The organism is Pseudovibrio sp. SCP20 (genome assembly GCF_057774105.1).
The window spans coordinates 1,014,865-1,034,409 of record NZ_JBYMDH010000001.1 but is presented as its reverse complement, the minus strand read 5'-3'; the positions used below and the strand labels follow the sequence as shown (position 1 = coordinate 1,034,409).

Genomic DNA, 19,545 nt, shown 5'->3' with positions numbered 1-19,545 from the left:
TTCCCATGAGTGATATCAAACGAGCGTCCCTCTTCGGTAAATTAAATCCGACCTGTTATCAGGCAATCGACAGCGCTACGACTTTTTGTAAGATGCGCGGCAATCCCTATGTGGAGTTGGAACATTGGTTCCAGCAGCTGCTGAGTGCGCAGGATTCAGATTTACACCGTATCATTCGTGATGCGGGTATCGACGAGGCCCGACTTGCGTCGGATCTCACCAAGGCTCTGGACAAACTCCCTCGCGGCGCAAGTTCCGTTAGCGACCTTTCCCAACATGTGGAGGAAGCGGTTGAACGTGGCTGGGTTTATGCCACGCTGATGTTTGGTGATAACGCCATACGCAGTGGCTATCTCTTGATTGGTATTCTCAAGACCCCTGGCCTGCGCAACACGCTCTTTGGCATCTCCCGATTGTTCGAGAACATTTCCGCAGACGATACTGCGGCCCGTTACAAGAAGATTACGGAAGGCTCTCCTGAAGAAGGTAAAGCCAAGGATGGCACGCAGCTGGATGCAGGTGAACAGCATGCTGCAGCCCCTGGATTAAAGACTGCAGATGAAGCTCTTGATGCTTACTGCACGGATGTGACAGCCAAAGCAAAAGAAGGTCAGTTAGATCCTGTGATCGGCCGCGAAGAAGAAATCCGTCAGATCATTGATACCTTGATGCGCCGCCGCCAGAACAACCCTATCCTGACGGGTGAAGCCGGAGTTGGTAAGACCGCTGTTGTTGAAGGTCTGGCGATCCGCATTGCTGAAGGTGATGTGCCACCGTCCATCAAAGACGTACGGGTTCTGCTGCTGGATGTAGGTCTGCTGCAGGCCGGTGCTGGAGTTAAAGGCGAGTTTGAAGATCGTCTGCGCAAGATTTTGGATGCGGTTCGCTCCTCTGTACAGCCGATTATTCTGTTCATCGACGAAGCCCATACACTGATTGGTGCTGGTGGCGCCGCTGGTACCGGTGATGCCGCGAACCTGCTTAAACCAGCTCTGGCACGTGGTGAGTTGCGGACGATCGCGGCCACCACATGGTCAGAGTACAAGAAGCATATTGAGAAAGACCCTGCTCTTGCCCGGCGGTTCCAGAACATTCTGGTTGAAGAGCCAGATCCGGATAAAGCTGTTGCCATTATGCGCGGTGTGGCAGCCATGCTTGAAAAGCACCATCAGGTGCAGATCCTTGATGAAGCATTGGAAGCTGCAGTTCATCTCTCCATGCGCTTTATTCCGGCTCGGCAACTGCCCGACAAAGCGATCAGTTTGATTGATACGGCCTGTGCCCGCGTTGCCCTTTCCCAACACGCCACACCTGCAGCAGTGGATGACTGCCGGAAGAGGCAAGTGATGGTGGAGACAGAGCGAGACATTCTGGAACGCGAGTCTCAATCTGGTTTTGATGTAGGTGAGAAGCTCACCGACGTTAAAAAGAAACTGACCGAACTTGAGAAAGAACGCGAAGGTCTAGAAGCTGAGTGGATCAAAGAGCAAACGCTCGTTGGGGACATTCTGAAACTGCGTGAGGTATTCCGCCAAACCAATGGCGATGAGAATGCCGATACTGCGCCAGTTAAGAAAGAGCTCGACGAGAAACTGGAAGAGCTGACGGAGCTTCAAGGCGAGCATCCGCTCATTTTGCCAGAGGTAGACGCTCAGGCGGTCGCCACCATTGTTTCTGACTGGACTGGCATTCCAACAGGTCGGATGGTTTCCAATGAAATCAACACAGTCCTTCATCTGAGCGATATTCTGCGCAAGCGAATTATTGGTCAGGACCATGCGATGGAAGTGATTGCCCGCCGTGTGAAGACTTCACGCGCCAATCTGGATAACCCAAGCCGCCCAATTGGTGTTTTCCTGCTTGTGGGCCCAAGTGGTGTCGGTAAGACAGAAACCGCTCTGGCGCTGGCCGAAACGCTCTATGGCGGAGAACAGAACCTCATTACAATCAACATGAGTGAGTTTCAGGAGAGCCACACGGTCTCGACCCTAAAGGGCTCACCTCCGGGTTATGTGGGGTATGGTGAAGGCGGCGTTCTGACTGAAGCTGTGCGCCGCAGACCTTATAGCATCGTGCTGCTTGATGAGGTTGAGAAGGCTCACCCAGACGTGCATGAGCTGTTCTTCCAGGTCTTTGACAAAGGCATGATGGAAGATGGTGAAGGGCGGAAGATCAACTTCAAGAACACTCTGATCCTTCTCACCGCGAACGTGGGCAGTGACCTCATACTGGATATGTGTGCTGACGAAGATCTGGTACCGGATCCGGATGGCATTGCTAAGGCTTTGAGACCACCGCTTCTGAAGGCCTTTCCAGCCGCACTGCTCGGTCGTCTTGTGACTGTGCCTTACTACCCACTCAGCTCACCAGTTATTCATAAGATCATCAACCTGCAGCTTGGCCGCATTGGTGATCGTATTCTTGAGAACCACAATGTGAAGTTCACTTGGGATGACTCTGTTGTGAAACTGATTGAGAGCAGATGTGCTGAGATTGAGAGTGGTGGCCGCATGATTGATGCGATCCTGACCAACACGCTGCTGCCTGATATCAGCACCGAGTTCCTCAAGAACATGAGCGAAGACAAGAAGATCACAGAACTCAAAGTGCATACAGATGGCGATGCCTTTGACTACAAGTTCAAGAAATCACCTGTGGCGAAAAAGGATAAGCATAAGAAGAAGTAAGAGCCTGACCTGACAAACCTAATAAACCTAAAAGAAAAATAGGAACATAGGCTTATCAGTTTTTTTACCACAGAAACTAACTGAAACAAAACACGTCGGAACTACTTTTCCAAGTGACGAGGAGTCCAACGATGCAGAAAGTCAAGCAATCGGCGAGGAGACGGTCGACGCGCATTCCTGCGTGGCGCCTCACTCTGCGCCGTATTGTTCGTTCTGATGCATTTCAGTACACTTTTCTCTTCCTGATTATTGTCAATGCGATCAGTCTTGGCTTGGCAACCTCCCCTTCTGTGCGCCGGATCACTGGTGATGGTCAGGTGATCTTTGATGACGTGATCATCGGGCTCTTCATTCTGGAGTTTGTCCTGAAGATCATGGCTTTTGGCGTTCGCTTCTTCAAAAGCTGGTGGAACATTTTCGACATTTCGGTTGTCAGTTTCTCGCTCCTCCCACAATCCGGCTACCTGAGCGTATTGCGTGCCCTTCGTGTCATGCGGGCCATGCGCGTGCTTTCCTTCCTGCCGCAGTACCGGCAGGTGATGCAGGCGCTGCTTGATGCTCTGCCCGGCATGTTCTCCGTAATGATCGTACTGGCGCTGATTTATTACGTGTTTGCCGTGATGGCGACAGGCTTATTTGGGGCAAGCTTCCCGGATTGGTTTGGCGATATTGGCCGGTCGCTCTACTCGCTCTTCCAGATCATGACACTGGAGAGCTGGTCCATGGGGATCGTGCGACCGGTGATGAAGATCTACCCATATGCTTGGGCCCTGTTCATACCCTTCATCTTCCTGACAGCCTTCGCGGTGCTCAACCTTTTCATCGGTCTGATCGTCAGCTCCATGCAGGGCATCTATCAGGAAGAACACAGCGAAGATGTTGAACGTCTTCGCCTCCTCGTTTCCGCAGAAAACCGCGCGATTGCCCACCAGCTGGAGGCTGCTCAGCTGCAAGTGATCAAAACCCTCGAACGTCTTGAAGAACAAATAGAAAATAACAAGAGAGATCGTGATGAGTGACGCTGAAAAAGACGATGACCTTGACTCGCTGCTTAACGACATCATCGAGGAAAGTGACGCCCCTGCCGAAGGTGGAAGTGCCGAGAGTGCTTCTGCCAGCGTGTTTGAACCAGATTTTGGCGAGATCGACTGTGAAGCGCCGAAGCTGGACATTACTCTAGAGAGCCCCTTCCATCTGGCGGTCATCGGCGATTTCTCAGGCCGTGCCAATCGGATGGCACTTTACACGGCAGATGAGCTTGCTGTGCTTAAGGGCCATAATGTTGATGTTGACACGGCTGAAGATCTCCCTGCCCGTTTCAAGATAAACATTGAATTGGACCTAGCTGGTGACGACAAGGTCATCCGGTTTGAGCCACGCTGCATTGAAGACTTCCATCCCGATGAGATCGTCGAGGAGTTTGAAATCTTTGATGAACTGAAAGCGCTGCGGTCTTCCCTGAAGAACCCTGGCACTTTCAGCGGTGCAGCTGCCACCATTGATGAATGGTTGGAAAACAAAGGTGAGAAACCTGTTTCTCAGCGGAATTCGCGCGGTTCTGTGATTGCCGTTGATAAGAAACTGAGTGATTTCTCTGCTCTGATCGATCGACCGGTCGAAGAACATGAAGAAGCAGACGATCTTTCTGAGCTTATTGGCAAGATGGTCTCGCCTTACATCAAGCCTGCCGACAATCCGCAGCTCGACGACTATCTTGAGATCGTCGAGGAAGTGATGACGACGACGCTTCGCAAGATCCTGCAAAATGCGGATTTTCAGGCACTTGAGAGTGTCTGGCGGGTCATTGATATGTTGTCACGCCGGATTGAGACTTCCACATCCTTAAAGATCACGCTCTACGACATTTCTGCGGAAGATTTTGCTCGTGACCTGAGCGCGACCAACAAGCTGGAAGAAACAGGCCTGTATCGCCTATTCGTGGAAAATGCGTTGCAGGATGAAGGGGTTGGCACGCCAAGTGCTATCGTGGGCCTTTACACATTCGACATGACACCACCGCATGCAGAGCTGCTTGGTCGCATGTCCAAAATCTGTGCGCATGCTCATGCTCCGTTCCTAACGTCTCTGGATCGCAACAACGCAAATAGAAAATTTGATGAGCTTCCTAAGATTACCGAAAAGACGTGGCAGAGTCTTAAAGCTATGCCAGAGAGCAATTACATTGGTCTGAGTTTGCCACGCTTCATGCTTCGGATGCCCTATGGAGCGAAAACCGATCCGATTGATGCATTCGACTTTGAAGAGTTTGACGAGAAAATTGGCCTGAAAGCCATGTTGTGGGGTAACCCGGCAGCACTAGTTGGCCTTGTGCTCGCAAAAGACTACGAGACCAATGGCGGCGGCATGCGGCCAGGTTCGATCCTGACGATCAACGATATGCCGTTCCACTACGTGCATGACCAGTACGGTGATCAAGTCGCCCTGCCCTGTACTGACCGTATGATCAGTCACCGTAGCGTTGAACCTTTGATGCGACAGAGGTTCATGCCGATTGTTTCCATGAAGGGACAGCCGGAAGTCCGGATCGCCTCTCTGAGCGGCCTTGCCGGAGATATTGTTTCCGGTCGCTGGTGTGATCAGATTGCTGTTTCCAAAGCAGCAGAAACCCCGAGCGCAAGTGCTGGTGCGCGCGTCAGCATTGCTGGCGGTGACGGCTATAACCCTGCCATTCAGGCAACGAAGGGTGCTGTGGTTGTTGAAACCATCGTAGATCCTAAAAAGACCCCGGAAACCGTCTTCAGGATCGAAACAGAAACACCTGAACCTCAAGTTACAGAACCCGCGGCTGCAGAAGACGAGGACGAAGACGTCGAAGAAGCAGCTTCGGCTCCTGCACCAAAACCTGCAGCAGCGGCTGCTCCACCTGAACCTGCCCATGACACATCTGAGCTGGACAACCTTCTAGCTGATCTTTCTGCAGATGATGAGGAAGAGGCGGACGAAGAAGGTATGGACCCAGAGCTCGAAGCGCTGCTTGCCGACCTATAACAATAAATATTGGAGTTCGAGATGGCTGAAGTCGTTGAAATAGATAATCTTCCTGAAATTTACGTCATGGAATTCGGCGGCAACTACTACCTTGTACGTGGTGCCCAGTATCTGGATCAGATCCTGTTTGGCAAAGAGCCATTGGGTTTCCCCGTGCTGATCAAATCCGTCAAAACCTGGGACGAAGTTCTCCTGAACTGGGAGAACTCCGGCGGCTCCATGCCCTGGATTCTTAATCCGGGCATCGTTGAACGGATGGAACGTGACAATCGCAAACTGACCTCAGACAGCTTCAACGCCTGAGACCCGACTGTAACCCGATTTTGAGATAGGCAGGTCCTGGAATGTGTGCAAGCAAAGTAACTGAGAACCGGCTGTTCACGATCAATTTCGATGGCGGAGATGACAGCTTCCATCTTTGGAAGATGAAAATGACCAGCGAAATGAGTGAGCTTTATGAAATGGTCGTCGATTGCCGATCATTTGAGCACGACCTGCCCCTCGACAAAATGCTCGGGCAGTCCCTCACTTTGGAGATGAAAAAGGTCTCTGGCACCAGTTTGTCTTCTGATCAGTATCTGAACGGATTTGTGACCAAAGCGATCTATACGGGTCAGGATCACGGATACTCGACGTATCGTCTCATCGTGCGTCCCTGGCTGTGGTTTTTGACGCTGACCAGCAACTGCCGAATTTTTCAGGAAAAATCGACACCCGATATCTTGAAGGAAGTGTTCCAGGAGGCTGGGTTTACTGACTTCAAGAACAAACTGAGCGACAGTTACGATCCTCGCCCTTACTGCGTGCAGTTTCAGGAGAGTGATTTCAATTTTGTCTGCCGCCTCATGGAGCAGGAAGGGATTTACTACTACTTCGAACATGAGGACGGCCAGCACACCATGGTTCTTGCGGATGCTTATAGTGCTCACGAGAACATCAAGGGAGAATCCAGTCTTCCGTTCTACTCAGAGGAAGATCACTTCCGCCGTGCAGCAGACCACCTTTGGGATTGGCGGCATAATGAAGAGATTCAGACGGATGAAGTCGAGATCAACGATTATGACTTCACCAAGCCAACCAGTGACCTGAAAGCCAATGCAAGTGATAAGAAATCACATCAGCTTTCTGGTCGCACACGCTACATGTATCCCGGCATTTATGAAGAAGTCAGCGTTGGTGAAAAGCGGGCGAAAATCCGCGTGGAAGAAGCATCAGCCGCCTACGCCAAGGTTTATGCGCGCGGCAACGTGCGAGGCATGCGCCCCGGCTATCTCTTCAAGCTGGACCAGTTCCCGGATGATCCAAGTCAGGAAAAAGAATACCTGATCACCAAAGCGGTCTGCGAGATCTCCATTGAGGTCGCGCGCGATGAGGAACAAGAGTTCTACGACGCGATCACCTACGAGATTGAAGCGATTGACTCCAGTGTTCAGTACCGCAGAGCCTCAACGACACCCTGGCCGAACATGAGCGGCCTGCAGTCTGCTGTTGTTACAGGCGCCGATGGTGAAGAGATCTGGACCGATGAGTATGGCCGGATCAAGGTGCAATTCCACTGGGACCGCGACGGACAGAAAGACGACAAGTCATCCTGCTGGGTACGCGTCGCTCAAATGTGGGCCGGTAAGAGCTGGGGCGGATTGCATATTCCACGCGTTGGACAGGAAGTGCTTATCGACTTCCTCGATGGCAATCCCGATCGGCCTATTGTTGTCGGTAGCGTCTACAATGGCGAGCAGACTGTTCCCTATGATCTGCCTAGTGAAGCAACCAAATCCACCATCAAAAGTGAAACCTCCAAAGAAGGTGGCGGTAACAACGAGTTCCTGTTTGAAGACAAGAAGGACGAGGAACTCGTGCAGCTTACTGCCGAGAAGGACTACGAGCGAACCGTCAAGAACAACGAGACGGTCAAGATAGGGTTCGACAAGCAGGAAGATGGTGATCAGACCATTGAGGTCTACAACAACCGTAGTCTGACCGTTGATCAAGGTGACGAGACCTACACCATCAAGACCGGTGGCCGTACGACCACGGTTGAAAAAGATGACGCCCTGTCCGTCAAATCCGGCAATCACACCATCACGGTTGAGAGCGGCGATCAGTCGATCTCCATGAAGCAAGGCGCGCAGACCGTTGAAGCAATGAAAGACATCGGTGTCACCTCGCAAACAGGCGATGTGAAGGTCGATGCTTCAGCTGGTTCGGTCAAAGTGTCTGGCACACAGGCCATCGAACTGACGTGCGGCGGCAGCTCAATCAAAATGGATCCCATGTCGATCACTCTGACAGCTGGCCCAAGCTCTCTCAAACTGGAAGCAGCTCAGGCAGAGCTGAAAGGTTTGATGGTGACCGTTAAGGGTGATGTTCAGGCGACCGTCGACGGGACTCTGACCACCTTGAAAGGTGCTGGCATCACGACGGTACAAGGTGCCCTCGTCAAGATTAATTGAGGCGCATTATGGAAAATAGCGTGACAAATACTACATTGCTCCTCAATTCCTACAAGGAACTACTCGAAAAGAGACCTTTAGAACTTGGAGATGAGGCAACACCACTTGTAGAAGATAACAAATCTTCTATCGAAGTTGTGGATACCCTGGCGGATGCAGAACTCCTGTCAGATGCCGTAAAGGTACTTGCTCACGCTCTGAGTAAACCACGTGCAGTGTGGTGGGCCAGTCAAGTCAGCAGAGCGTCCTTTCCGGAAGGCACTGTGCCTACGGATGATGAGGAAATAGCGCTGAAAGCTGCGGAAGACTGGGTCCGTAAGCCTGAAGAAGACCTGCGTCGTGCAGCAATGAAAATTGCTGATGATGGAGGATATAAAACTGCCGCTTGTCTGGCTGCTGCTGCAGCGGGATGGAGCGGTGGAAGTATGGGTTCCCCCGAGTTTGATCCTGCGCCTCCCCCAGAAAACCTAACTAGTATTGCCGTAGGGTCATCTATAGTTTTGTCTGTATATGACAGCAACGTGGAGGACCCCAAAGAGTTCTTAGTCAAAGCTTTCAAGTTGGGACGAGCACTCGCAGATAATGAAATAGAGGCCCTATGAGTTTCCCGGCAGCACGTATGACAGACATGCATGTCTGTCCAATGGTGAACGGTATCGTTCCTCACGTTGGAGGCCCGATATCCCTAGGAGCGCCAACCGTCTTAATCGGGAATCTTCCGGCAGCACGCATGTCGGATATGTGCGTCTGCGTTGGGCCTCCAGACACGATAATGAAAGGCAGTGTCACCACTTTGATCGTCGGATTGCCGGCGGCGCGTATGCTGGATGTCACTGCCCATGGCGGCACCATCATCCTTGGCTGGCCCACAGTACTTATCGGGGGCTGAGGATATGGCTGATAACACGAGCATCGTTTTAGTACTCATTTTGACCAAGGGGCATGAGTTGGTCGATACAGGGAAATGCACGCGCATATTGCGACAGGAACGCTGCGTTATAGGACGTGGCAGTACTGCGGATTGGATACTTCCCGATCCTGCAAACCAATTATCACGCCGTCATTGCATTGTTGAATGGCATGAAGGCGGGTATCGCGTTGTTGACACCAGCTCCAACGGAACCTTCGTCAATGACTGGGATGAGCCTATTCCGAACGGCGAGGCTTGTGGTTTGGAAGAAGGCGATATCATCCGCATAGGCGGCTATTACATCAGCACCCAGTTTCTGCCCGAAGGTGCCGATGCACGGCTGAAGACCGATGACTTCCTGGATGCTCCAGAAAATCCTGATCCGCTTGCAGACCTGCTTCCCAAAGAACTTGAGAGTGAAGATGATGACTGGGTTGATGACCAGATCGTTTCTTCTGAAGACGAACTCTCTGAAGTTCTAAATGACCCGCTTGAGTCTCCTGAGTCCATCCTTCGCAAAGCCACTGAAACGCTGGATTCCTATCCTGCCAGCGAAGGAAAAGAACCAATTCCACCAGTGAGTTATGGCTTTGAAGGTTACAAGTACTCAAGCTCTGTACCTTTTGAAAGCGACAGCGGCATTTCCAGTGAAGAAGGTGCAAGTGCCTGGGACCACAATCGTACTGAATCTGACGCGTTTAAATTACCTCGAACGCATCACCAGACCATTCCGGAGGACTGGGATGTAGAACCGAAAAAAGACATTGAGAACAAAGCTCGTAAACCACATGACGATTAGCCACATCAAACGCATTGCGTACATTTTGCTTTTGAGTATCGGCCTGGCTTCCTGCTCCGCCGAGATGCCGATGCCTGTCATGATCACGACAACCGTCATCGCGGACAAGGAACTGAACCAGAACGCAGAAGGCATGTCGACACCTGTTCAGGTCAAGATCTTTTATCTTACTTCTGATGCCGAGTTTAAAACTCATGACTTTTTCACTCTGTTTGAAAAAGGAGACCAGGTTCTCGGCAAAAACCTGCTGGATATGAAGGAAGTTTTCATAGCTCCCGGAAAGATCATGAAGGTAGCAGTCAAGGTTGATCCAAGTGTGGCTTTCGTTGCTGTGCTTGGTGCCTTTCGGAAAGTGGATACAGGGACCTGGAGCTCGGTGATTACGGTTCCAAACAACAAACCATCGAGCCTCATCGCCTATTTAAGCAAGCTTGAAATTACTCTGCTGCCCGACAAGACAGTAAAAGAAGGATGGTTCTATTAATGACCACTCATAACAAAGTTGTCTGGTCAGAAGGCCTGTTTCTACAGCCGCAGCATTTCCAGCAGCATGATCGCTATCTGGAACAGCTGGTCAGTGACAGTATCTCGAGCATTCGCCCTCACCCATGGGGGCATACAGAGCTGAAAATCAATCAGGAAGCTCTAAAACTAGGACAATTTGCTCTCAATTTCGCCAGCGGTGTCATGCCGGATGGAACTCCCTTTAAGATGCCACAGGAATGTGACGCTCCTGCGTCCATTCCAGTACCTGAGAGCGTTAAAAACTCTGTCATCTACTTGGCTCTGCCCATTCGGCAACCCGGCGCTTATGAGTACGAGTATCCGGGCGTTCAAGAAACTGCAGCGCGTTATGTGGTGCATGAATCTGAAGCGCGGGATGCCATTACTGGCAGTGATGCCAGCGTGCAGATGGAAACCGGACGTCTGCGCTTCACGTTCAAGTTTGACTTTGAGGATCTGGATGGCTGGATCTGCCTGCCAATTGCACGTGTGATTGAGGTGCGGGCTGATAAGCAAGTGATTTTGGATGACGAGTACATCTCCACTTGCCTCGCCTCGCATTCCTCTTCAGTGCTTTATGGCTATATTCGCGAAATCTGGGGCATGTTGAGCCACCGTGCAGATGCTTTGGCGGGCCGTGTTTCAAACTCTGGCAGCAAGGGCGTCGCAGAGATTTCAGACTTCCTGCTTTTGCAGACGGTCAACCGGTATGAGCCTCTCTACGCACACTTTGCACAGACGCCCTCTCTTCATCCGGAAGCGCTCTATCGCATCTCCATTCAGCTGGTGGGTGAACTAGCAACATTCACGGCAGCGGCACGGCGACCTTCAACGCTTCAACCCTATCGCCATGAGGCTCTGACAGAGTCGTTTGCGCCGGTTATTGCCCATTTGAGGCAACATCTTTCAGCGGTTCTGGAGCAGACAGCTGTTCCTATCCCACTGGAGGAGCGCAAGTACGGTGTGCGGGTTGGTATGTTACTCGATCGCAGCCTGATCAAGTCAGCGCGCTTTGTGCTTGCTGTTAGTGCTGATCTGCCATCTGAGGTGATCAATCGTCACTTCCCGGGTCAGATCACGATCGGCTCAGTGGAGCAAATCCGCGACTTTGTGAACTCGGCGCTGGCAGGCATTGCGGTGAAGCAGTTGCCAGTCGCACCACGACAGATCCCGTATCACACGGGCACAGCATATTTCGAACTGGATCCGGCCTCATCACATTGGGACGAAATCCGCGTCTCAGGCGGCCTTGCGCTGCATGTTGCGGGCGACTTCCCGAAACTTGTGATGGAACTCTGGGCGATCAGAGAGCAGTAGGCGATGAACGGACAGAGGAGCTGAGATTATGGCAAAGAAGGATTTCACTGCCCTTTCGGTGGATTCGATCGACACTGTCATCTCTACTGATGCCCCTAATCCGGATCATATGGAGCCGGGTGCCACCAACCTTCCGGCTCAAACGCCTGCGGGCTACTGGTTCCTTGGCGCGGATGACATTCAGTTCGTGCCCCTTGGCAACAATGCTCTCGTGAAAGCGGCAAGCAGTTTGCTTGCGCTTGCTGCACGTCTGCGGAACCACGCACAGCACCGGGATGTGAATGCTCTTCGGTCTCACGTTATCTCTGAAATTCGTGCTTTTGAACATAACTCGATGCTGGGTGGCCTCTCGTCCAAGACCATTCGCATTGCACGCTACGTTCTCTGTGCCACGCTTGATGACATCATTCTCAACACTCCCTGGGGGAGCCGCAGTATCTGGGCAACGCAGAGCCTTGTGAGCAACTTCCATAAGGACGTGTCCGGTGGTGACAGATTTTATGATCTATTGAGGAAGACGCAGGCCAATCCAAGTCGTGACAAAGATCTTCTGGAATTGTTGTATCTTTGTATTTCACTCGGGTTTGAAGGTCGCTTGCGGATCATGCCGCAAGGCACCAACACCATGTCGCGGTTGCGCTATGGTATCTCTCGTCTTATTCGCTCCTTACGTGGTGATCAGGAAACAGATCTTTCCCCGCATTGGCGCGGTGTAGAGGACGCCTACAGGCCGCTGAAGTGGTCTATTCCAGTCTGGGGTATCTTCTTCGGTGCTGCTGTTCTCGGACTGCTGATTTACGGCATATTGTTGTTCTGGCTTGGTGAGAAGAGTGAGCGTATTGCATTTCAATATGAATCTCTCATCAACACCAGCCCGATCGATCTGACGCATCAACCGGCACCACCACGCGCAGCATTGCCTAATCTGCCTCAACAGCAGGTCACTCCCGGCGCGCCGGGTAGTCCTTCATCACCACAGGTTGTTCGCAGTTCAACGGCGTATCAGCAAATCAGTGCCTTCCTTGCCACAGAGATCCAGCAGGGCCTGGTGGTCGTGATGAATGCCAACGGGAATGTTGTTATCCGCCTGACAGGTTCAGGCATGTTTGCGACAGCACGCGATACGTTGACAGCTCGGTTTATTCCAGTTGTAAACCGTGTGGCAGAGGCGCTGAATACACGCCCAGGCAGGATCAATGTGGTTGGATACTCTGACAACATCCCGATCCGGAACGCCCAGTTCAGAAATAATGTGGCGCTTTCCAAAGCGCGCGCGCAGACCGTGGCTGATCTGATCAAGGTTCGTCTGACTGACAAGAACCGTGTGAGAGCCATAGGTAGAGGTTCTGCTGATCCAATTGCTTCCAATGCAACGGCTGAAGGGCGTGCGCAGAACAGGCGCATTGATATTACGCTGATCCCTAGCACTGGCCAGGGAGGTCAGCAATGAGTAGACTCAAACGCTTTTTCCCCTTCTGGTTCGTTACGCTCCTCATCACACTGATCCTGTGTGCAGTTGTTTGGATCTATGGTCCAAGCCTTTCCATTTTCGGCGCCAAGCCATTTGCAATGGCTGTAGTGCGTATGCTGGTCGTGATGGGTCTGCTCATGATTTGGGCGGCCATCAATATTGCGCGCTTATCTCGCCGCGCGCGGGAAGCTGAGGCGAAAAACGAAGAGGAAGAAGAGGAAGAAGAGCCTGAGGTCGACCCAGACGAGCTGGCAAAGAACGAGGCTGCTCTTGTCACCACCAAGGTAGAAAAGAGCCTAAACATTCTTAAAACAGCCAGTGTTGATGGGAAGCTCGGGCGCCGCGTTATCTACCAGCTTCCTTGGTATCTGATGATTGGTCCGGAAGAATCCGGCAAGACCACTGCCCTGCTCCGCTCTGGCATGAAGTTTCCATTGGCTCACAAGCTGGGTCAGAAAGTGGATGCTGCGACCGTGGAGCCGACGGCAGAATGTGAGTACTGGTTCAGCAACAACGCGATCATCGTAGACAGTGCTGGTCGTTACACGATGCAGGATCAGGACGAGATCATTGATGCTTCTGGCTGGAATACTCTTCTCACTTTAATCAAGAAAAATCGTCGTCGCCAGCCACTCAACGGCATGATCATTGCGATCAATCTTGCCAAACTGGTGACGTTGAGGTCCGACCAGCGTCTTGATATGGCCCGGACAGTCAAACAACGCGTCAAAGAAGCTGAGAAACAGCTGGGGCTTAGATTTCCGATCTATGTGATGTTCACCAAGCTGGACTTGATCGCTGGCTTTACGGATTACTTCCAGATCCTTGGGCGTGATGAACGGCATCAGGTTTGGGGTATGACCTTCCCTGTTGATGACGGCAAGTCCTCAGAGAATGCGATCAGTCACTTTGACGAGGAATACGAGCTGCTTATGGAGCAGCTTAACTCGCGTGTGTACGACTATCTCAATAAAGAAACCGACATTCAGCACAGAAGCCTCATCTTCAGCTTCCCGCAGCAGATGGCATCTTTGCAGACGGTGCTGAACGATTTCCTTACTGAGATGTTCCGGCCTAATCGCTATGAGGACCGTAGTTTCCTGCGTGGTGTATACTTCACCTCAGCAACTCAAGAAGGGCAGCCTGTCGATCTGTTGGCGGGTTCTATTGCGCAGGCTTATGGGGTTGGCCGGCAAGCCCTTCCCTCCGCCCCATATGAGCGGCATGCTTACTTTCTTGAGCGTTTATTCTTTGACCTGATCTTTGGTGAGGGCAACCTTGCAGGCGAAAGCAAGCAGGTGATGCGCAAGCAAAAGATCAGGAAACGTCTTTCACTGGCCGCTTGTTTTATAGCTCTGGCATTCCTGACGACCGTCTGGGTTATCAGCTATGAGCTTAATCAGGAAAACATCATCAATCGCGCGAATGCGGACCTGAAAGAGTTTCCAAAATTTGCAGATCGTATTGATGCGGTGCGTGTGAATGATGCGAACTATCTGGCTGTGTTGCCATTGCTGAACTATCTTCGTGATCTGCCCGGGGGATACTCTGATCAGCAGGAGAAACCACCTCAGAATGAGCGTTGGGGTCTTAACCAGATTCCGATTGTTGCTGAGGATGCTGATGCGCTCTATCACAATGGGCTGGAACGCTATCTCCGTCCTCGCATGATGTTGCGTCTTGAGCAGCAGATGGTTGCGAACATCGATAACCCTGAGTTCCTGTTCGAGGCTTTGCGCATCTATCTTGAGCTTGCTGATAAAGGACCGATTGAACCTGAGATCATTCAACGTTGGGAAGAAACAGACTGGCAAACGCTCTACAGTGATCCACGCCAGGTCACAGAACGTGAGCAACTCTCCAACCACCTTGCCGCATTACTTCAACAACCTTTCAAGGTTCGGATTGATGTGAACACACAATTGGTTAGCCAAGTTCGGGAAATCCTGAACGCGCAGCCAATTGCAGAACTTGCCTATTCTTTTATCAAGGCCGGTCAAGCTGCTCAGAACTTGCCTGAATGGCGGCCTGATGAAGCTGGCGGTTCCGCCACGACGCGCGTCTTTACCCGCTCCTCCGGGAAACCGTTAACCGAAGGAATACCTGGGCTTTACACCTACGATGGCTTCCACGGTGTCTTCCTGCCTCAACTGGTGGACAGCATTCAGAGCTTCGTTCGAGAAAGCTGGGTGCTGGGTCCCAATGGCCAGCTTGAGAACAAAGAAGAGACGGTTACTCGGATCGAACGCGGTGTCCTTGGGCTTTATCTGGATGACTACGCCCGTATGTGGGATGCGATGCTGGCAGACCTGCGGATCGTAAAATTCGGTAGTTTGGCACAAGCCACTGACGTCATTAACACCGCCTCAGGTCCCAATTCCCCAATCCGAAACATGCTTGTTTCTGTTGCAGAGCAAACTCAGCTGACTCGTACTGAAGCCCCCTCCAGTGCGACTGGCATTGCTCAAAACGTGGCTGGTGGTGCTGCGCGTATTGCACAGGAAGAAGCCCGTGCAACAACCAACCTGAGGCAGCAGCAGCTGGTTGAAGTACTTGGTGAAGCTGTTCCGACTAGTGAAGGTGGTCCGAGAACGGCACCTCCCGGATCATCCGTTCAGGCCCGTTTTGAGGCGCTTGATAACTACACATTGGGCAGTGGCAGTGGCACGACACCTCTGGATGCCTTGTTGATGCAGGTCACTGATCTTTATCGTGAATTGAACCGAATTCTGCTTGCCAACAACAGTCAGCAGGATGCGCTTAGCTACATTCTTGGTGGCGGTAGTGATGCGGTTAAGACGCTTAAGGACGAGGCTCCAAACCTGCCGATGCCGTTGCAGAGCTGGATACAGGAGATGCTTCAGTTTTCATCTCAGGTGACTTCCAACGATGCGCAAAAAGCAATCAACGCAGCCTGGGATTCTGAGGTTTTGCCACTTTGCAGCACTGCATTGACCAATCGGTATCCGGTGGCTGATGGGCAAAAAGCATCTGTCATGCTTGATGACTTTTCGACCCTGTTTAAACCCGGCGGTAAGATTGAAGCGTTTTTCAATACCAACATCAAATCCTTCGTCGATACATCCAGCACACCATGGAAATGGAGAGATGGCGAGAACGCACGGATTGGGGTCTCCAAAGACAGCCTTCAAGTCTTCGAAAAAGCTAACGATATTCGCAACGCATATTTCGCAAATGGGGGGGATAAACCATCTGTTGCATTCACGATGACCCCACTGGATCTGGATATCGGATCTACCCGTGTCGCGCTCACCGTGGATGGGACGACAGTAAGCTATGCACATGGCCCGTCTCGCCCCGTTGAACTGAGTTGGCCCGGCGATGGCGTCCCCTCTGCTAGCCTGGCATTTTTTCCTGAGGTTGCCGGAGAAGCTAACTCCATCAATCTCAGCGGACCCTGGTCCCTCTTTAGATTATTGGAAAAGGCACGCGTAACGAAGACTGAGATACCAGATCAATACAAGGTGAGATTTTCGCTTGGAAATCGTTTTGCCACCTTCAATCTCATCGCGAACAGCGTGAACAATCCATTCTCCGCAAGGCTACTTCAGAATTTCACCTGCCCCAAGGAGCTCGACGCATAGAACACCGGGTTAAGTGGTTCTCTAAAATAACAATACTAAGTGGAGCCTCGAATGTCTGACGATCAACTAACACCCGAACAACTCCAATGGGTGCAAGCGGTTTATAAAGCTCTTGGCTGGACCTTTAAGGAAAAGGAAGAGGCTGAACGTGAGACAGCTGCCGCAATCAAAGAAAAAGAAGAAAAAGAGATTGCACAGGCCACTGCCAAAACCAAAGCTGAAGACGACAAGAAGATTGGCGCAGCAGTTACTGAAGCAACTGCTGAACGCATTAAGCAAGAGAGTGACGAAAAACTCAAAGACGTTACGGCTCAGCTCACCGACCTGAAAGCAGACGTCAAAGATCACTTTGTCCATGAGAATGAAGACACAGATTCAGACGCAATGGCGGCGCTTGCAACTCAAAGCAAGCAGCTTCTAGAACGACTGAACTCTGTTTATGGACATAAGAAGGATTTTGAGAAGTATCCAAGTGAAGCGATTGCATTTGATAAGAGCTATGAGAACGCTAAAGCACTTATCCAGACTGCTGCTTTGGAAATCAAAACCAAAGATACAGATGGTGCGCACAACAGCCTGCTGGATGCAGAATCTACCATTGATGACATGCAGACGCTCTGGCAAGGCGTCGTCGCAGCTGCCAAGAGCCAGCCTACAGAGCCGCCAGTTCCAGCAGAGCTGAAGCAAAATGTGATGGAAGTTGGCCATGGCATCAAGGCCATGACCGCTATCGGCTTTTCCGGTCCGGCAGAACGACTGGGCAAGACCCTGAAGGATGTGAGAGCTGCCCAACTCGGAAAAGATGACCCTGCATGGGAAATCTTGCTTTATGAGACAGAGATGGCGGTTGCAGCTGTTGTTGAGTTCAATCAGCTTAAAACTCATATTCAGAAGCTTTCGACCAGCTTGAGAAACTCAGGTTTGACGGATGCCGCGGGGAATGTTGAGTCTGACCTCGACAAGTACATGGCTGACTCTGCGCATACAGTTCCAACTATTCGTAGTCTGTTGACGTCCCTCAAAGCTTCTGCAGCACACAAAAACAGCATGCGGAAGGAAGAAAAGTGGGATGCGGCCCAACTGAGCGAACGGACTGAACGGTTCCGTGATGACCTGAAGAAGTTGGTTCTTTACGACAAGGACGGCAATCTCGTCACGAAACCGGATGAGCGCCGCGCAGTTAAGCGGGCGGGTGATGTGCCCGGTCTGGATAAGGATGTGATGATCCAGATCCCGCGCCGGCCCAAAGATGCCAAGGAAATTCCTCGCAAGACCATTGATAGTCTGCTTGAAACCTTTGACTTCCTGGATGAGCTGAAAGCCTCTGGCGTTACCGGTGTGGAAGACATCGCCGTTGAGGAGTTTTTGAGAGCTGAGGCCATACTTTCTGGCATTCAGAAAGATCCTGGCGGCTACAAGAAGCTCACGAAAAACCTCGATAAGCTTCGCGAAAAGATCGACAAAATCTCGAAAGGCAAAGAAGGCGCCTACTACATTGAGGAACGCCTGCGCCTGAAAGATGACATCGACGAGCTGGAGGATGAAGCCCTTTCCATGAACATTGAAAAGGCTTTGACGGCTTGTACCGAAATGGAAACCAAGCAGCTTCATCCACTTGAGGAAGGTGTTCGGAAAGCCGTGAAGAACCGCGAGCTGTTCGATACAAAGGTCAAGATTATCGAGAACCAGTTTACGGAGATCCCTAAGCTTCTGGCTCAGATGGGCAAGGCTGATCCTAAGCTGGCCAAGATGATTGGTTCCCTCTTCGCCCCTGATGAGGTCAAGCAGTATCACGGTGAACTGGATCTTTTCTTCGATCAGGCGAAAGACCTTGCTTATAACGCAACCACGAACGATGAACTCGCTCACTCACTGGATCTTGCAAACCGCCTAATCTTCCGTGTTGACCGTTTCGTGCTTGAGTTGGAAGGCCAGTTGAGCCACCTGCATAAGCTTGCCGAAATGGAAGCCAAAGGTGAAAAGATCACCGATGCAGATCGTTTCAGCGCTGAAGAGTTGAAACACTTCAAGAAACTGGAAGACGATTACAAGAAGGGTGTTGCCCGCAAGAAAGAGCAGAAGGAAGCGAAGGAAGCCTTCCTCGCCAAGTCTGGCCCGCTCAAAGACGAGCTGGACATGATGACGTCGAAAGACATCTCCATCAAGCGTATCCTTGCTTACTACAAGGGTGTTGAACGTGTTGATCCCAGCAAGTTCGATACCTCACGGCTGAAGGAACTTCGGCTCGAAATTGCGGATCTTGAAGAGAACTCAGATGCATCTCATTCGCATAAAGAGAACCTTGCCAAGCTGAAAGAGCTGGAAAGTGCTCTGGATGCAATGCGCGGTGAAATCACCGGTTTCCGTGAAGACATTGCCAAGGACATTTCCAAGTTCTCAGACAACTGTCTCGCGCGTCTTGATAAGGCCAAGAAATACATCGACGGCACATTTGTGAATGCGGTGAAGGACAAGCAGGATGCAGGTGAAGAAGCCGTGGATGTGGCGGCTTTGCGTAAGTTCGCCTCAAGCATCTCTCAGCCTCTGGCCCTTGCTGAACTACCTAAGAATGTTGCAGTGATCGCAGACAAGTCAAAAGATCTGAAAGAACGCAAAAAGGCGCGTGAGAACGCCCTTAGGCAGGTTCGTCCACTGATTGCGCAGCTCGATAACAGTAAGGCTATACAGCTCTATATGCGGCATCCGTTCAGTGACCTCCCGAATGATCTGAACATTCTGCGTCCTGAGCTGGTTCAGCTTGAAGTAAAACTTCTGTCGCTTGGCGGCTAA

The 19,545-nt window shown here is 51.4% G+C and carries 13 protein-coding genes; all 13 read left to right on the top strand.

All coding sequences use genetic code 11. The features are described from left to right. Window positions 1-5 precede the first annotated feature (5 nt). The 13 genes from tssH (at window position 6) to AC3CB2_RS04605 (ending at window position 19,545) form a co-directional block, all read left to right on the top strand. A complete protein-coding gene (gene tssH, locus AC3CB2_RS04665; protein WP_041768501.1) occupies window positions 6-2,687 on the top strand; it encodes a type VI secretion system ATPase TssH in 2,682 nt (893 codons plus the stop codon). A 131-nt stretch (window positions 2,688-2,818) separates the two neighbouring features. Further along, entirely contained in the window at window positions 2,819-3,706 is an 888-nt protein-coding gene (locus tag AC3CB2_RS04660; RefSeq protein WP_008547162.1) for an ion transporter, read from the top strand. Continuing rightward, the gene (locus AC3CB2_RS04655; RefSeq protein WP_352930542.1) at window positions 3,699-5,696 is read left to right on the top strand and encodes a type VI secretion system contractile sheath domain-containing protein; all 1,998 of its coding nucleotides are present in this window, start codon (window positions 3,699-3,701) and stop codon (window positions 5,694-5,696) included. The genes AC3CB2_RS04660 and AC3CB2_RS04655 overlap by 8 nt, the downstream gene beginning before the upstream one ends. Before the next feature lie 21 nt (window positions 5,697-5,717). Then, entirely contained in the window at window positions 5,718-5,999 is a 282-nt protein-coding gene (locus AC3CB2_RS04650; RefSeq protein WP_008546758.1) for a hypothetical protein, read from the top strand. A gap of 41 nt (window positions 6,000-6,040) precedes the next feature. After that, window positions 6,041-8,149 (top strand): type VI secretion system Vgr family protein, encoded by a 2,109-nt coding sequence (locus AC3CB2_RS04645; protein ID WP_352930544.1) that lies wholly within the window; start codon window positions 6,041-6,043, stop codon window positions 8,147-8,149. Between the two features lie 8 nt (window positions 8,150-8,157). Continuing rightward, the gene (locus tag AC3CB2_RS04640; RefSeq protein WP_008546483.1) at window positions 8,158-8,751 is read left to right on the top strand and encodes a DUF6931 family protein; all 594 of its coding nucleotides are present in this window, start codon (window positions 8,158-8,160) and stop codon (window positions 8,749-8,751) included. Then, the gene (locus AC3CB2_RS04635; RefSeq protein ID WP_037035904.1) at window positions 8,748-9,038 is read left to right on the top strand and encodes a PAAR domain-containing protein; all 291 of its coding nucleotides are present in this window, start codon (window positions 8,748-8,750) and stop codon (window positions 9,036-9,038) included. Before AC3CB2_RS04640 ends, AC3CB2_RS04635 begins: the two co-directional genes overlap by 4 nt. A gap of 4 nt (window positions 9,039-9,042) precedes the next feature. After that, complete coding sequence (locus tag AC3CB2_RS04630; RefSeq protein WP_208982128.1) at window positions 9,043-9,858, top strand: FHA domain-containing protein; 816 nt, start codon at window positions 9,043-9,045, stop codon at window positions 9,856-9,858. Beyond that, the gene (gene tssJ / locus AC3CB2_RS04625) at window positions 9,848-10,342 is read left to right on the top strand and encodes a type VI secretion system lipoprotein TssJ (protein WP_352930547.1); all 495 of its coding nucleotides are present in this window, start codon (window positions 9,848-9,850) and stop codon (window positions 10,340-10,342) included. The genes AC3CB2_RS04630 and tssJ overlap by 11 nt, the downstream gene beginning before the upstream one ends. After that, window positions 10,342-11,679: a type VI secretion system baseplate subunit TssK gene (gene tssK / locus AC3CB2_RS04620; protein WP_054782554.1), complete on the top strand. Its 1,338-nt coding sequence runs from the start codon at window positions 10,342-10,344 to the stop codon at window positions 11,677-11,679. The genes tssJ and tssK overlap by 1 nt, the downstream gene beginning before the upstream one ends. Before the next feature lie 28 nt (window positions 11,680-11,707). Further along, complete coding sequence (icmH, locus tag AC3CB2_RS04615; protein ID WP_352930549.1) at window positions 11,708-13,129, top strand: type IVB secretion system protein IcmH/DotU; 1,422 nt, start codon at window positions 11,708-11,710, stop codon at window positions 13,127-13,129. After that, a complete protein-coding gene (gene tssM, locus AC3CB2_RS04610) occupies window positions 13,126-16,755 on the top strand; it encodes a type VI secretion system membrane subunit TssM (RefSeq protein WP_352930551.1) in 3,630 nt (1,209 codons plus the stop codon). Before icmH ends, tssM begins: the two co-directional genes overlap by 4 nt. Before the next feature lie 51 nt (window positions 16,756-16,806). After that, window positions 16,807-19,545 (top strand): hypothetical protein, encoded by a 2,739-nt coding sequence (locus AC3CB2_RS04605; RefSeq protein ID WP_352930552.1) that lies wholly within the window; start codon window positions 16,807-16,809, stop codon window positions 19,543-19,545.

Bases quoted from the DNA above. Each gene is read 5' to 3' on its own strand.
- tssH (WP_041768501.1), top strand. From the start codon at position 6: ATGAGTGATATCAAACGAGCGTCCCTCTTCGGTAAATTAAATCCGACC.
- AC3CB2_RS04660 (WP_008547162.1), top strand. From the start codon at position 2,819: ATGCAGAAAGTCAAGCAATCGGCGAGGAGACGGTCGACGCGCATTCCT.
- AC3CB2_RS04655 (WP_352930542.1), top strand. From the start codon at position 3,699: ATGAGTGACGCTGAAAAAGACGATGACCTTGACTCGCTGCTTAACGAC.
- AC3CB2_RS04650 (WP_008546758.1), top strand. From the start codon at position 5,718: ATGGCTGAAGTCGTTGAAATAGATAATCTTCCTGAAATTTACGTCATG.
- AC3CB2_RS04645 (WP_352930544.1), top strand. From the start codon at position 6,041: ATGTGTGCAAGCAAAGTAACTGAGAACCGGCTGTTCACGATCAATTTC.
- AC3CB2_RS04640 (WP_008546483.1), top strand. From the start codon at position 8,158: ATGGAAAATAGCGTGACAAATACTACATTGCTCCTCAATTCCTACAAG.
- AC3CB2_RS04635 (WP_037035904.1), top strand. From the start codon at position 8,748: ATGAGTTTCCCGGCAGCACGTATGACAGACATGCATGTCTGTCCAATG.
- AC3CB2_RS04630 (WP_208982128.1), top strand. From the start codon at position 9,043: ATGGCTGATAACACGAGCATCGTTTTAGTACTCATTTTGACCAAGGGG.
- tssJ (WP_352930547.1), top strand. From the start codon at position 9,848: ATGACGATTAGCCACATCAAACGCATTGCGTACATTTTGCTTTTGAGT.
- tssK (WP_054782554.1), top strand. From the start codon at position 10,342: ATGACCACTCATAACAAAGTTGTCTGGTCAGAAGGCCTGTTTCTACAG.
- icmH (WP_352930549.1), top strand. From the start codon at position 11,708: ATGGCAAAGAAGGATTTCACTGCCCTTTCGGTGGATTCGATCGACACT.
- tssM (WP_352930551.1), top strand. From the start codon at position 13,126: ATGAGTAGACTCAAACGCTTTTTCCCCTTCTGGTTCGTTACGCTCCTC.
- AC3CB2_RS04605 (WP_352930552.1), top strand. From the start codon at position 16,807: ATGTCTGACGATCAACTAACACCCGAACAACTCCAATGGGTGCAAGCG.